Origin of the sequence: Prevotella sp. BV3P1, assembly GCF_000479005.1 — a bacterium.
Taxonomy (GTDB): Bacteria; Bacteroidota; Bacteroidia; order Bacteroidales; family Bacteroidaceae; genus Prevotella.
Genome location: NZ_AWXC01000007.1, coordinates 45,500 through 60,437 on the forward strand (window position 1 = coordinate 45,500; position 14,938 = coordinate 60,437).

Below are 14,938 nucleotides of genomic sequence, written 5' to 3' on the forward strand. Positions count from 1 at the left end.
TAAGCTATCTTTCTTTAGAAAGTTACATTGGCACCTATCGTGATGGTGCGGTTCTGCGGATAGAAGCCACGGTCAATTCCTGACTGCGTATCATAGTAAATCTCTGGTTCCATACCTTTGTAGCTGGTAATGGTAATCAGATTTTCTGCTGCCAAGTAGAGACGCAGGTTAGAGATGAATGCAGCTTGGGTCCACTCTTTAGGTAAGGTAACACCCAGCTGAATGTTTTTTAGACGAACGTATGAACCGTTTTTGATATAAAGGTCAGAAACCTTCGTGTTGTCATTGGCTGTTGTCCAAGCAAAGCGCGGCATCTTGTTGGATGTACCTTCGCCATGCCAGCGGTCCATAAATTCTTCAGGCATGTTGACGTAGCGTAAGTCGATACGGCGAGTAGCATCAAAGATTTTATTACCCAATGAGCCAGCCCACAACATGGAGAAATCAAGCATTTTCCAGCTGGCATTGAAGTTCAGTCCGAACGTCCAGTCGGGGTCACCCTTCCCAATGTAGGTCTTGTCTGCATCGTCTATTACACCATCGCCATTATAGTCTACATAGATAACGTCACCCGGCTGTGCGTTTGGCTGTAGTTTCTTGCCTTCACGGTTGACGTATGCATCCACCTGTTTATTGTTTTGGAAGATACCTGCTGTCTTGTAACCGAAAAAGAATGGATAGGGTTGTCCGTTCTCTGCACGACTCACATTTCCTATTTGGTGAACGTTATCGGATGTTTCATAACCCGTGTCATTACCAAGGTTTATCAATTTGTTCTTCAAGTAGCTGGCATTGGCGTTGACGTTGAATGCCCAATCACCACTGCGGAACTTGTAACCCAACTCAAATTCAACACCACTGTTTTCCATATCACCAACGTTACCCCATGGTTTGGTTTCACCTAAGTAAGAAGGAATACTCATGGGCTTGAGCATACCATTGGTCTTTTTCTTGAACCAATCTACGGTGAAGGTCAAAGCGTTGTTGAAGAAACTGAAGTCCAATCCTGCATCATATTGTTCAGATTCCTCCCACTTCAAGTCAGGGTTAGGAGTACCTGATGGCTTGCTGCCACTTTGAATAACTTGGTTGCCAGCACCACCGAAGGTGTAGTTGTTGCCCATGGCAACATTGGCGGTGTAACGAAATGGGCCAATGGCCTCATTACCGTTCTTACCCCAACTCAAACGTAGTTTTAAATTGCTGAACCAATCGGGACGCTTCTCCAAGAACTTTTCGTTAGTGAGATTCCAACCCAATGAAACAGATGGGAAAGTTCCCCATTTGTTGTTCGGACCGAAATTAGAAGAACCATCTCGGCGAACCGTCAATTGTGCCATATAGCGCTCGGCATAGTTGTAGGAGAATCTACCAAAATAAGATGCTAAGGTGTGTGGATCGAACAAGCCACCAGATGCGTCACGTTTACCATCAGTAGCAAGACCTTTGGTAAAGTCGAGGTTAGCCTTGTCAGGGTTTAGGGCTATCATGTCTTGTGCCGAACCTCCGATGCGACGGCCGGCATACTTGATGGCTGATTGTCCAAGGACAATGGAGAAGTTGTGATCGTTCAATTGTTTGTCATAAGTAAGGATGTTTTCCACTTGCCAGCGGTTACCGCGGTTCATGGAACTCCAAACGGAGGATTTATCATTGTGGGCATTTATATTCGTATAATAAGGAAGACTCCATCCGTCAGTACCCCAGAAACTAAGATCAACACCGTACGAGGTTTTGAATTTCAAGTTATCCCAAATTCCAAGTTCTACCCAAAAGTTAGCAACGAACTTGTCTGAGTTGTGTTTTTCACCTGGTAGAGAGAGATAAGCCAGTGGGTTGGACGTTTCATTAAAGTCCTTGGTTGGTACGTTGAGTAGCTTTCCTGTTTTCTTATCTCTTACCAAAGGCCCATATTTGGCTATTTCACCAGCATATTGCGAATTGAGTGCAGCCTCATCTTCAGGAAATACCGACATCAGAGGTGGAAGGAACAAAGCGTTGCCCAGTGCAGATCCACCTGTGAGATGGTTGATCTCCATGTTGGTATTGTTGATGCGTGAGTAGGCCAAGTTCACACCTATCTTACCTGTGTGAAGCCAGTTGCGCAGTTTACTTTGGTCGAAAAGGTTATAGGTGGTATTAGATCGAATGGTCATACGCTTGTAGTTGGCGCGTCCGTAGTCGCCACCAATGACGCCTTCGTCTTTGTAATAACCCGCAGAGAGGTAGTAATTCACTTTTTCTGAAGCTCCACTGATGCTCAATTGATGTTGCTGCACAGGTGCGTTGTCATTGTACAATACATCCTGCCAGTTGGTATCAGCACTTCCCATGGTCTTCAATATGTTGTCGATGTTTTGCTCGCCAGCATAACCGGCGGCTTCTTTCATCAGGGTAGTGTATTGATCAGCATTGAGTAATTTGCGCTTGCGCCATGGATTCTGCCATCCTATAGAAAAGTCATATTTAACGATGGTCTTTCCTATGCTGCCACTCTTTGTTGTGACGAGCACGACACCGTTGGCTGCACGTGCACCATAAACGGCGCCTGAAGCAGCATCTTTCAATATTTCGATGCTTTGTATGTCACTGGGATTCAAATAGTCAATGCCCCCTTCAATCGGCATTCCGTCAACGATATAGAGAGGGTCAGCGTGGTTGACTGTTCCAGTTCCACGGATACGAATTTTGCTGGATGCACCTGGTTGTCCACCTGCGGTTGTTACTTGCACGCCTGAAACCAAGCCTTTCAGTGCACCATCAATACGCACCGGTTGTGTCTTGTCCAATTCGTTAGCGCTAATCTTGGCGATTGAAGCCGTTACCACACTTTTCTTCTGTGTTCCATAACCAACCACAATGACCTCATCGAGGCTCTTGTTGTCTTGATGCAACACAATTCTCATGTTGGCTGTTGGTGTCACTTCAGCCTTCTGGTAGCCGATGTAAGTGATGATGAGTGGCTGGTCATTGTCGGCTTGTATGGTAAAGTTACCATCTACATCGGTGATGGTTCCTTGCCCCGTTACGCCTTTCTGCATAACGGTAGCTCCAATGACCGGAATTCCCTGGTCATCTACGACAATCCCCTTGAAGGTTAGCTTTTGGGCTAAAGCCGAAAGTGACATACACAATGCCACCGCTAATAATAAACTTCTTGTCTTCATTTTGTTTAAGGTTAATTGCAGATGTTTCATCATCTGCCTGGTTAATATTAGATAGGTTCTTTGGTTGTTTTTCTGATTAAGTGTTGCAAAGGTAGCATTAATCTTTTAAAATGCTTCAGTTTACTACCTATTTATTCCATTTTTTTTTGTTAGGTTAGGTCCTTCTGGCATCTTTTTATACTGTCATGCCTGTATTTGTCAGTCAATGCAGCACCATCCGTTTATTTCCTTCCTCGTGTCATGTCATCCGAACAAGGCACGGAGGGCTTCCTCAACTTTCCGCACGGGGTGGAGGGCTATCTGGTATCGTTGTGGATTGATTCCCTGCAAGTTGTATTTTGGGAGGATGAGATGTGTGAAGCCCAACTTCTCGGCTTCAGCGATACGCTGCTCTATTCTGCTGACGGGACGCACCTCTCCACTGAGGCCTACCTCGCCAGCCATGCACCATCCGCTCTCGATGGGTGTGTCCACGTTGCTGGACAACACCGCGGCAATGACGCTCAAGTCCATGGCCAAATCGGTGACGCGCAGCCCACCGGCGATGTTGAGAAACACGTCTTTCTGCATGAGTTTAAAGCCCACCCGCTTTTCCAACACGGCCAAAAGCATGTTTAACCTACGCTGGTCAAAGCCTGTGGCCGATCGTTGTGGCGTTCCGTACGCAGCAGAAGAGACGAGAGCCTGTGTCTCCAACAGGAACGGACGAACGCCTTCTATGGCCGATGAGATGGCGATGCCGCTCAGTCCGTCGTGATCTTGCGTGAGCAACAGTTCGGATGGATTGCTCACTTGCCTAAGTCCGTTTTGCTGCATTTCATAGATTCCCAGTTCCGACGTGCTGCCGAAGCGGTTTTTGATGGCGCGCAAGATGCGGTATATATAATGTTGGTCGCCCTCAAACTGAATGACGGTGTCCACGATGTGCTCAAGAATTTTAGGGCCAGCCAGTGTACCTTCCTTGTTGATGTGTCCGATTAAGATGACGGGAATGCCGCTGTTTTTGGCAAAATGAAGCAGCAGAGCAGCGCATTCCCTTACCTGCGAGATGCTGCCCGGCGAGCTTTCCACATGCTCTGTCGCAATGGTTTGGATGGAGTCTATCACCACCAGTTCAGGCTTGACAGTCTTGATTTGCTCGAAAATCAGTTCCAGAGAGGTTTCGCACAGGATGACCACATGGTCACTTTCGGCGTTAGACAGTCTTTCAGCACGCATCTTCAGTTGGTGTGCACTCTCCTCTCCGCTGACGTAGAGCACCCGCTTGTCTGTCATTTGGAGGATCGTTTGCAGCGTCAGCGTACTCTTTCCGATGCCCGGCTCGCCTCCCAAAAGGGTGATAGAGCCAGAAACAAGTCCGCCTCCCAGCACGCGGTTCAGCTCGTCATCGTGCATGTCAATGCGCGGTTCGTCAAGCGTTGAGATGTCTTTCAGGCGCAATGGCTTGTTCTTTTCCGTGTTGCCTTTGAAGGCATTGACGACCGAACGGGCCGTCGATGGTGCCGTATCAGTGCTGACGCGTATCTCCTTGAAGGTGTTCCATTGCCCACAATTGGGGCATTTGCCCATCCATTTGGGCGAATCCTGACCGCAATTAGAACACACATAAGCTATCTTTTCTTTTGCCATGGTGGTGGAATTGTTGACAGACAAAAGTAATAATAATTTTCTGAGAATCAAAATTAATGTTTAATTTTGCAAGGTATGAAAAAGTTATTGCTTTTAGCCGTGCTGCTCATCTTGTTAGTTGCTTGCCAACAGTCCACAACAGAGCGTCAACAAGTGACGAAGGCTCAACGTGAAAAGTTGCGTCAGGAGAATGCCGAGGCACTAAAGATTGCCGTGATGCCAACGCTTGATTGCCTTCCATTATATGTGGCCAAAGAGCTGCGACTGTTTGATACGTTGCATGTGGATGTCAGGCTCAAGCCCTTTACGGCGCAGATGGATGCCGACACAGCTATTGTCGGAGGCAGCGTAGAGGGCATCATATCCGACCTTGTGCGCATGGAACGGCTGAAACGAAAGGGGCTCAAGCTGGATTATCTCAGTGCCACCAATCTGCAATGGCAGCTCATTAGCAATAAAACGGCGCGCTTGAAACAGCTCAATCAGTTGGGTGATAAGATGGTAGCCATGACCCGTTTTTCGGGCACCGACTATCTCACCGACGAGAGTCTCAAAGGGGTTAAGACAAAATCCAGGGTCTATAAGGTACAGATTAATGATGTGCATGTACGTTTGCATATGTTGCTCAACAACGAGATGGATGCCATGTGGCTGACTGAGCCGCAGGCAACGACCGCACGATTGTATCATCATCAGGTGCTGACGGAGAGCGGGAAGACGGGCACTCGGTTGGGTGTGTTGGCCTTCCGCACCAATTCTATTAAAGGAAAGCATCGCACGGCGCAGCTCAAAGCGTTCAGCAGTGCGTACAACATGGCTGTGGACTCCATTGACAAGTATGGTGTTCAGCACTTTTCCTCATTGATTTGTTCGTATTGCAACACCGATCAAAGAACGGTGAATGCCTTGCCAAAACTAAAATTCAACCACCTTTCCAAGCCTGAACCCAAAGATATAGAAAAAGCTCAACGCTATGTAAAGTAGCCGTTGGACGTAGTTTATCATTAACATAGATTGTATTTTGGAATACACAGATAGCGAATTACAGCAGATTAGGAATATCATTACATCCGAACAGAACGTGGGTGAGGCCTTGAAAAGCCTTCGTTCTTTTATCAAATCAGATAAACTTCACGCATTTGACGCACGCATCAGTCGCATTGAGAGCGATTACGAACTCATGAAGTCTTATATGCGCAAGGGGCTGAATGACCCCCAGTTTGAGGAAGTTTACGACCGTTTGTTGAAAGCACTGTATGTCCTGAACGCTGACGTGCAATTGGCTGTGTTCCTCAACGAGAATCCTTCGTACCAAGCAGCCTATATGGATGTGCAGGCGCTGGATGCCGATTTTGACGTGATTAAGAAACGATTGGAGGCGTTCGTGCAGGACATAGCGTTGCTTTCTCTCGAGCCTCAGGATGCGCAGAAGGCCAGAAAACAGGAACTTTACGACCGTCATCAGCAATATGTCAAAAAGCTTTTCCATGCCTTGCTGGTGTCTCCGCAATGGAATGAAAGCACGGCTAAGTTCGCCCAAGACCTGCTTTTGTCGCCTACCATCGACGCCATTGACGCCCAGTTGTTGCTGAGTGGCGTGATGTTGTCGGTCATCCAACTGTTCGACATCCATCAGTTTCAAACGTTGGTGCAGGTCTATCGCCAGGCAACCGATCCACATCTCAGGCAACGGGCGTTGGTAGGCATCGTGCTGTCGTTGCCGGAAAACGAAGGAGACATCTATCCCGAGATACAACAGGCCATCAACACCTTGTGTCAGGATGAGCAAACCTGCCGTGAATTAGTGGAGTTGCAAATGCAGATGTTCTACTGTATGAACGCCGATGCCGATAACGAGAAGCTGCAAAAAGACATCATTCCCAACCTCATGAAAGGCAGTAACATCAGCATTTCGCGTGCGGGCATCGTGGAAAAAGAAGAAGATGAGGTGGATGAAATGCTCAACCCGGGGGCAGCAGACAAGGCCATGGAGGAGATGGAACGCAACTTCAACCAAATGATGAAGATGCAGAAGGCTGGGTCGGATATTTATTTTGGCGGCTTCTCACAAATGAAACGGTTTGCGTTCTTCGCCACATTGAGCAACTGGTTCGTACCTTTCTACGAAGATCATCCTGAACTTAGGCAGGTGAACGACAAACTGGGTGGCAACAAATTCATGCAGTTGTTGCTCGAGAGTGGCCCATTCTGCGACTCGGATAAATATTCTTTTGCGCTGGCACTGTCGTCAATCATTGACAAAATACCTCAAAACATGCGCGAAATGCTCAACAGTCAAGACATCCTTGGCACCTCGGTCAGCATGGAAGAGAAAAACAGTTCTGCCTACATCAGGCGAATGTATTTGCAGGATTTGTACCGTTTTTATCGCATCTACCACAACAAAAACGATTTTCACAATCCGTTTGATACGAGTGCTATGGAGAACAGTGCGTTCTTCGTGATGTGCCCTTATTTTCGTGAATCGCCCTTGAAGGATAGGATGACGGAAGTAGGAAAGTTCCTTTACAAGCACCATTTCTACAGAGAGCTGTGTCAATTGCTTGACGCGTACATGGATAATGAAGACATAGAGTATTGGCGACTGGCTGCCAGAGCGTATTATCGGGAGAAGGATTATCGGTCGGCCGACATGGCTTACACGAACGTTTTGGAGCTGAATGCCGATGACGTGCAGGCCATTCGTGGAAAAGCTCTTGCTGGTTTTTATCTGGAAGACTATGAGCAGGCCGTTGAATACAACCGCAGGTTGTTGGAACTGGATGCCACGAACGAGCATGTGCAGCTGAACTTAGCTGTGTCGCTGATGAACAATGACGAGATAGAGGAGGGGATGAGCCTGCTGTTCAAGTTGAATTACGACCACCCCGAGAATCTGTCCATCCAGCGTTCGTTGGCTTGGGGGTATCTCCGACAACAGAAACCTCAGCAGGCAGCTCCCATCTACACGCGCCTGTTGGCCAATCAGCATCGCATGCCAACCGATTGTTTGAATGCTGGTTATTGCCAATGGTTTCTGTCCAATATGGAAGAGGCCATCAACTTGTTCAAGCAATATGTGGCGGAAACGAATAAAGAACGACCGATGCCGGGCGGCAACACCTTGCTGCACGATGTCTTTGCGATGGATGCCGACCTATTACAACAGTATGGCATTGGTATGAAGGAGGCTTTCGTGATGGAAGATTTGGTAGCCAATGAGTAGTCGGGTCTAAACGTGATGCCTTTTTAACGCAGGGTGATGACGGTTGGTTCGTCACCCATTTTCCCAACATCCATCCATATAAAAACGGCCCCAAGCATGGAAATATGCTTGAGGCCGCCACATTTTTTGTCCAATAAAAACTATCCTAAATATTTCATCAGGATTTTTGCATTACCGCTGTCGCGTAGCTTCGCAATACTTTTTTCGCGAATTTGTCTCACGCGTTCGCGCGTTAATCCCAGCTGATCGCCAATTTCTTCCAGTCCTTTCTCGGGACGATCAATGCCGAAGCATTCCTTGATGATGATGATCTCACGTTCTTTCAACACCTTGTTGAGTACCGCATTAAGCTCTTGCGCCATCGACTCGTGGTCTACATGTTTGTCGGTTCTGCTGTCTTCACCGCTGGGCATCACATCGAGCATGGTGTTGTCTTCGCCGTCTTGGAAAGGAGCATCTATACTCACATGGTGCCCGTCGGCCATCATGCTCTGACTGATTTTGTCTTCATCGATGTTCGTTGCATCCGACAACTCTGAGATGGAGGGGCGGCGGTGGTTCTCTTGCTCGAACCTGTTGATTTCGTGATTAATCTTGTTGAGCGATCCCACCTGGTTGAGGGGCAGTCTGACGATGCGGCTCTGTTCTGCAATAGCTTGCAAGATGCTTTGGCGAATCCACCAAACGGCATACGAAATGAATTTGAATCCACGCGTTTCGTCAAACTTCTGGGCAGCCTTAATCAGGCCAATGTTGCCTTCATCAATCAAGTCTGTCAGTGAAAGTCCTTGATGCTGGTATTGTTTAGCTACTGAAACAACGAATCGCAAGTTGGCAGTGACAAGCTTGTCTTTGGCTCTCTCGCCTTCTGGTCCGCCCTTCTTAATCTTTTGTGCGAGTTCTATTTCCTCGTCAATTGATATCAGGGGTGCGCGGCCTATCTCTACAAGATATTTGTCTAACGCTTCACTTGAACGATTGGTAATGCTTTTCTGAATTTTTAATTGTCTCATCCTAAATACCCTAAACTTCTAACTGATTGATAATCTGAATATTGAATAAAATTCTACAATAAACCTTGCAAAGATACTCATAATTATTGAAATATCATAGCGTTTGGGGCTGTTGAATATTTAAACTTCATTAAATGTACTTTTTTAATGTTATTTCCCATCGTGGGTGGGCTTGCTCATGCTATGGTAGCAAGGATTGACCTCATAGATAGGAGGGCCACAGCATGATGCTGAATTTTCTTGACAACATGGCTTTCGCTCCTTGGCTTATTTGCAAGCAACGGTGATGGGCGTCGCAAATACGGCAAGCACGGATTGTTTTTGTAACCAATTGGTATTCAGTAGTTTGTTATTTTTCTGCATGTTTAAAGATGCGTTTAATACGGATTTTGGATGAAAAGCATTGCTTTAACACGTCAATCTACATGCCTTTGGAGGGCAACGACATGTAGATTGACCGCCAAAAGGATGTGAGTAAGGCGGCCAACTCTATGTTTTTGCCCAAAAATACGTTTTTTCAACGCTGTCAATCGCCTGTTTTGCATCCTGCAAGCCTATTGATTTTTTCTATTTTGCAAGTTTTGAAACCTTGTTTTAGGGGCGTTTTTCGAGCAAAACATTTTACATTCGCAGGGACGTGGGCCAGCACGTTTCTTATTTTTCTGGGGCGGAATGTATCACGTTACCAGGCCCAACCGTGTTTCAAACCCTGATAAATCATGCCCTTACGGTATAAAATATCCCCTATGGATAGATGCATAACCAAATTGTAACCAATATGTAACGATTATATGAAAATATTTAGTTAATTTTGCAGTGAAATAAGTATAACGGGTTTTCATGCCTCTTTTTTAATTAAAAATTAACACAAAAATGCAGAAAAAAATTGTTTTTCTGGTGTCCATGATGATGTGTTTGTGCACATCAATGATGGCACAGGTTACAACTTCCGCGATGAGTGGTAAGGTTACCCTGGAGGGAACCGGCGAAGAACTCATTGGTGCGACCGTCCAGGCGGTACACGAGCCTTCTGGAACTACCTATTCGGCAGTGACCAACGTGAACGGACGTTTTAACATTCAGGGTATGCGTACAGGTGGTCCTTATGCCGTTACGGTGAGCTATGTGGGACACCAGACGAAGATTTACAAGGATATCACGCTTCAGTTGGGTGAGGTGTATAACCTTGGCGTGACTCTTTCGGAAGATGCTGCCATGCTGGGCGAGGTTATTGTCAGTGCAACGGCTTCCAAGTTTGCGCAAGAGAAGACCGGTGCATCGACCAACATCAACAATTCGCAGATGATGAATCTGCCAACGGTGAGCCGCAGCATCACCGACATCACGCGTCTTTCTCCTTATGGAGGCCATGGCATGAGCTTTGTCGGAACAGATGGTCGTACGGCCAACTTCACCGTGGATGGTGCCAACTTCAATAACAACTTTGGCTTGTCGCCATCTCTTCCCGGTGGTGGCAACCCCATCTCCATCGAAGCTATTGAAGAGTTGCAGGTGGTGATTGCCCCTTACGACGTGCGCCAAACCAACTTTATCGGTGGTGGAGTGAATGCCATTACCAAGTCGGGTACTAATGCTTTCAAGGGCAGTGCGTATGTTTATCATAGAAATGAGAACATGCGAGGCGATGCTGTCGAAGGATTCCTAATGACCAATGCGCGCGAGAAGGACCGCAAGACCACCTACGGTTTCACGTTAGGTGGCCCAATTATCAAGAACAAGTTGTTTTTCTTCGTGAATGGTGAAACAGAAAAGGTTCCTACGGTGGCCAACCGTTGGAGAGCTTCTGAGGACGGCGTGGCCAACGTACAAGAGTATATTTCGCGCACAACGGCCAAGGATTTGCAGACCGTTTCTGACTTTGTGAACCAGAAATATGGATACAACACTGGTTCGTACACCAGCTTCCCCGCAGACATCAGCAACACCAAACTGTTGGCACGCTTAGACTGGAACATCACAGATCAGCACCGTTTGGCCTTGCGTTATAACTACACCAAGAACATGACTTGGCGCTCGCCTAACGCATCGTCTATGGATGGCGGCACACGCATGTCGGAAGGCCGTTTGTCGCAGGCATCTATGGCGTATGCTAATACCATGTATTCGATGGACAACCTGGTACACTCGTTCTCATTCGATTTGAACAGTCGCTTGACAGAGAATCTTTCCAACCAGTTGTTGGCAACCTATTCAAAGCTGGACGACTTGCGTAGTTCTAATTCTTCTGAATTCCCCTTCATCGATATCCTGAAAAAAGGACAGGCTTACCTCTCGTTGGGTTACGAGTTGTTTACATGGAACAATGCCGTTCATAACGATGTGTGGAATGTGAAGGACGAGCTGACTTACTATGCTGGAAAGCATAAGATCACCGGTGGACTGGCCTACGAATACAAGATGGCGGACAATGCTTACATGCGTAATGGTACAGGCTACTATCGCTATAGCAGTCTGGACGATTTCATCAATGGTGCCGCTCCCGAGATTGTGAACCTCACTTACGGCTATGGCGGTGAGAGTGCGCCGGCCGCTCGTGTACGCAGCAACAAGATTTCTGTTTACGGACAGGATGAATGGTCGGTGAAAGACAACTTCAAGTTGGTTTACGGTTTGCGCATTGACAACCTCTCATTCGTCAACAGCGACTTGATTACCAACAAGGCTATCTATGACCTTGATTACGATGGGCGTCGCATTGACACGGGAAAGTGGCCTTCAGCCAACTGGATATTCTCACCGCGTGTAGGATTTACCTGGGATGTCTTGGGAAACAAGTCGCTCAAGGTGCGTGGCGGTACGGGTCTATTTGCTGGCAACTTGCCACTGGTGTTCTTCACCAACATGCCTACCAACGGTGGTATGGTGCAGTATCAGGCACAAATTAACGCTGCCAACGCAGCCAAACGAGGATTTGACATGGATACCTTTGCCGGCGGACTGGTGACTGATGCCAATGGTAAGGCCACGCAGAAAGCGCTCTATGACAAGCTGATTTCTTTGGGCTATCCTTCTACTATCAAACCCGAGGACGGAACGGTTCCATCTGCTATCGCCGCCGTGTCAGAAAACTTTAAGTTGCCACAGGTATGGAAGGCATCATTGGCAATCGACTATCAAGTACCAGTGTCGTTCCCATTCACCTTGTCGGGTGAGTTTATTTTCAACAAGACGCTCAACGAAACCTCCATTTCAGATTGGAGTATTCCTTCTGTAGGCGGGTTCGCTCGATTGAATGGCGTGGACAACCGTCCTATCTATCCTACTGGATTCCGTACCAACACCAAGGCTTTTGTCTTGGAAAATACCAGTCGCGGCTATGGTTGGACGGCTAACTTAACCGCCAATGTACAACCGGCAGAGTGGGTTAGCTTGATGGCTGCCTATACTCACAACGTGGCTAAGAGCGTGACGGGCATGCCAGGTTCTAACGCAGAGTCGGCATTCACCTACGTTCCAACCGTGGAGGGACCGAATCACATCAAGTTGCACAACTCGCAATACAACACGCCCGACCGATTGGTGGCATCGGCTACCATCCACGACAAGAGCGGTAATCACTATAGTTTGTTCTATGAAGGATGGAGAGGTGGAGCCAACTACTCGTTCATGACCACCAATGATATGAACGGTGACGGATACAATTATGACGCCATCTACATTCCTACCGATCAGCAAGTGGCCGACAAGCAATTCCGTTTCGTATCGGAAGACGATAAAACTCGTTTCATGGACTATGTGCATGCCAATGGTTATCTGAGCAAACATCAGGGAGAATATGCAGAGGCTTATGCGCTTTACTCTCCGTGGGTGCATCGCATTGACTTCGCTTACAAGCACGATTTCAAACTTAACGTAGGTAAGACAAAGCATGGTTTGCAGTTGAGTTTCGACATTAAGAACCTGCTCAACCTCTTTGACTCAAAGTGGGGCGTGGCCAAATACTTGAATCCTGCCATCGGTTCGGATGCCCGTATCCTCAAATACGAGGGTGTTGACACAGACGGTGTGGCTAAGTTCTCTACGCCAGAATCCATCAATGGCAATATTGAAACGTTCACACCGAGCTATTCTATCGGCCAGTGCTGGTACATGTCGGTGGGTATCAAGTATACGTTCAACTAAAGTCAAGCATACATTTAACTAACAGTAAAACAAAAGGATATGAAACTAAAATATATCATTCCATCGTTCATTGCAGTCATTGCCATGTTTACAGGCTGTGCGGACGACAATGAACCCACCTATTTGAGCAATTTGAAGGTGTCTTCTTCTTATGTGGCTTTCGACGTGAAAGGTGGAACGCAGAAGATTACCGTAACGGCTACGGAAGACTGGAGCATGGACTTCATGGTTCCGGTAAAGGCCGATTCACTGGATGATGAAAAGGGTATCGTGAAATACAACGTGCCAACAAGTCAGATGGCAACCAAGGAAAACAAGTGGGTTAAAGTGTCACAACTGAGTGGTGGCGCAGGAACTACCGACATCTCTTTCACCGTTGGCACTACAACGGCGACGCGTTCGGTCACCATTCGCATCAAAGCCGGTGACAAATATCAGAACATCATCGTTGCTCAGGTAGACGATTCTCCTACGCCAGTAAGTACTGTGAAGGACGTATTGAAGGGTGTTGACAGCAAAACCTACCGCGTGAAAGGTTTGTGTGGCAAAATCATTAACACCTCATACGGCGGCTGGTACATGGTAGATGGTGAGGGCAACGAGCTCTATATCTATGGTACAAAGGACGCATCAGGTGCAAACAACTGGAAGAAGTTCAACATCGCTCCTGGTGATTCAGTCACGGTTGAAGGTGCCAGGACAACCTATAAGTCGACTATAGAGATTAAAGACGCGACATTTATTTCAGTGAAGAAGGCGCTCTTGCTCAGCAAAGAGACTAATAAAACCATCGGCAAGGAATCCAAACCGTTCAATATTATCATCACACAGAAAGGAGAGGGCTTGAACTTCAAGTCGAATGCCGACTGGATGACGATAGAGCCAGGCTACACAGTTAATAAAAAGGGTGACTTGGTATTTACCATCAATCCTTCAGAGAATGCCACCGGCAAAAACCGTGAGGGCACACTTACTTTCAAAAGTACTAAGGGTACGGAAGAGTCTGTGTTGAAAATTTCCATCATTCAGCTTGGCACAACTCCTGTTACCACTGGTGGTATTGCGGGAATCTCATCCGTAATATCAGCCAGCTCTGACAAGAAAAAGCAGGTGAACTTCGACGTTGTGCTCACCGATGCGAAGGTAACCTACAAGAATGGCAGCAACATTTTCGTCGAAGACGCAACTGGTGGCTTGCTACTTTACAATGGCAATTCAACTCTTGCTGTGGGTGATGTCATCAATGGACGTGTGTGGGGCGCAGGCTATGCATTCAACGGACTGCCTGAAGCCACGTTGTTGCAAACCGAATTGGCCAAAGTAACCAAAGGTGATGCACCCAAACCAATGGAAGTGACGCTTGCACAGCTTGCGGCTGATTACGGAAAATACATCAACCGTTACATCCTTATCAAGGACGCTACAGTGGGTAAGACCATTGACGTGAAGTACTCGGGCGTGAAAAGTGCAGGTGAATTGACTGATGGCACAAACACTTTTGTCTTGAACCATCAACGAACAGGCAAGTACAAAGGTAAAAATATTTACTATTATGTGCAGGCTGCCAAGGACAGTAAGGTGAATGTTGTTTGCATTCCTTCTGTTTACAAGACGAAAAAACAGTTGAATATCTGGGACAAGAGCTGGATTCGTAAATAAGTAATTGTTGCAGAATAAGATTTATCTTGAGAGGGTGTGCTTCACGGCATGCCCTCTTTTGCTTTGAAATGCAGAAGAAGATTAAATGACATTATCTCTTT

7 protein-coding genes are annotated in these 14,938 nt (G+C 46.9%); 4 read left to right on the forward strand and 3 right to left on the reverse strand.

Features of this window, described 5'->3' with window-relative positions:
* Window positions 1–14 precede the first annotated feature (14 nt).
* Both HMPREF1254_RS01280 and radA read right to left on the reverse strand, forming a co-directional pair.
* A complete protein-coding gene (locus HMPREF1254_RS01280) occupies window positions 15–3,167 on the reverse strand; it encodes a SusC/RagA family TonB-linked outer membrane protein (protein WP_155945405.1) in 3,153 nt (1,050 codons plus the stop codon).
* 243 nt (window positions 3,168–3,410) lie between these two features.
* Entirely contained in the window at window positions 3,411–4,796 is a 1,386-nt protein-coding gene (gene radA / locus HMPREF1254_RS01285) for a DNA repair protein RadA (protein ID WP_036878788.1), read from the reverse strand.
* A gap of 75 nt (window positions 4,797–4,871) precedes the next feature.
* On the opposite strand from radA, the gene HMPREF1254_RS01290 reads away from it, so the two are divergent.
* Both HMPREF1254_RS01290 and HMPREF1254_RS01295 read left to right on the forward strand, forming a co-directional pair.
* Entirely contained in the window at window positions 4,872–5,780 is a 909-nt protein-coding gene (locus tag HMPREF1254_RS01290; RefSeq protein WP_023056980.1) for an ABC transporter substrate-binding protein, read from the forward strand.
* 37 nt (window positions 5,781–5,817) lie between these two features.
* On the forward strand, window positions 5,818–8,022 hold the full coding sequence (locus HMPREF1254_RS01295; protein ID WP_023056856.1) for a tetratricopeptide repeat protein: 2,205 nt from the start codon (window positions 5,818–5,820) through the stop codon (window positions 8,020–8,022).
* Window positions 8,023–8,162: 140 nt separating this feature from the next.
* Here the strand turns inward: HMPREF1254_RS01295 and HMPREF1254_RS01300 are convergent, their stop codons facing one another.
* Window positions 8,163–9,035, reverse strand: a complete 873-nt coding sequence (locus HMPREF1254_RS01300) for a sigma-70 family RNA polymerase sigma factor (protein WP_023056962.1) — start codon at window positions 9,033–9,035, stop codon at window positions 8,163–8,165.
* A gap of 873 nt (window positions 9,036–9,908) precedes the next feature.
* Between HMPREF1254_RS01300 and HMPREF1254_RS01305 the strand changes: the two genes are divergently transcribed.
* Both HMPREF1254_RS01305 and HMPREF1254_RS01310 read left to right on the forward strand, forming a co-directional pair.
* The gene (locus HMPREF1254_RS01305) at window positions 9,909–13,178 is read left to right on the forward strand and encodes a TonB-dependent receptor (RefSeq protein WP_023056812.1); all 3,270 of its coding nucleotides are present in this window, start codon (window positions 9,909–9,911) and stop codon (window positions 13,176–13,178) included.
* A 39-nt stretch (window positions 13,179–13,217) separates the two neighbouring features.
* The gene (locus HMPREF1254_RS01310) at window positions 13,218–14,837 is read left to right on the forward strand and encodes a BACON domain-containing protein (protein ID WP_023056857.1); all 1,620 of its coding nucleotides are present in this window, start codon (window positions 13,218–13,220) and stop codon (window positions 14,835–14,837) included.
* The last annotated feature ends 101 nt before the right edge of the window (window positions 14,838–14,938 follow it).

Bases quoted from the DNA above. Each gene is read 5' to 3' on its own strand.
- HMPREF1254_RS01280 (WP_155945405.1), bottom strand. From the start codon at position 3,167: ATGAAGACAAGAAGTTTATTATTAGCGGTGGCATTGTGTATGTCACTT.
- radA (WP_036878788.1), bottom strand. From the start codon at position 4,796: ATGGCAAAAGAAAAGATAGCTTATGTGTGTTCTAATTGCGGTCAGGAT.
- HMPREF1254_RS01290 (WP_023056980.1), top strand. From the start codon at position 4,872: ATGAAAAAGTTATTGCTTTTAGCCGTGCTGCTCATCTTGTTAGTTGCT.
- HMPREF1254_RS01300 (WP_023056962.1), bottom strand. From the start codon at position 9,035: ATGAGACAATTAAAAATTCAGAAAAGCATTACCAATCGTTCAAGTGAA.
- HMPREF1254_RS01305 (WP_023056812.1), top strand. From the start codon at position 9,909: ATGCAGAAAAAAATTGTTTTTCTGGTGTCCATGATGATGTGTTTGTGC.
- HMPREF1254_RS01310 (WP_023056857.1), top strand. From the start codon at position 13,218: ATGAAACTAAAATATATCATTCCATCGTTCATTGCAGTCATTGCCATG.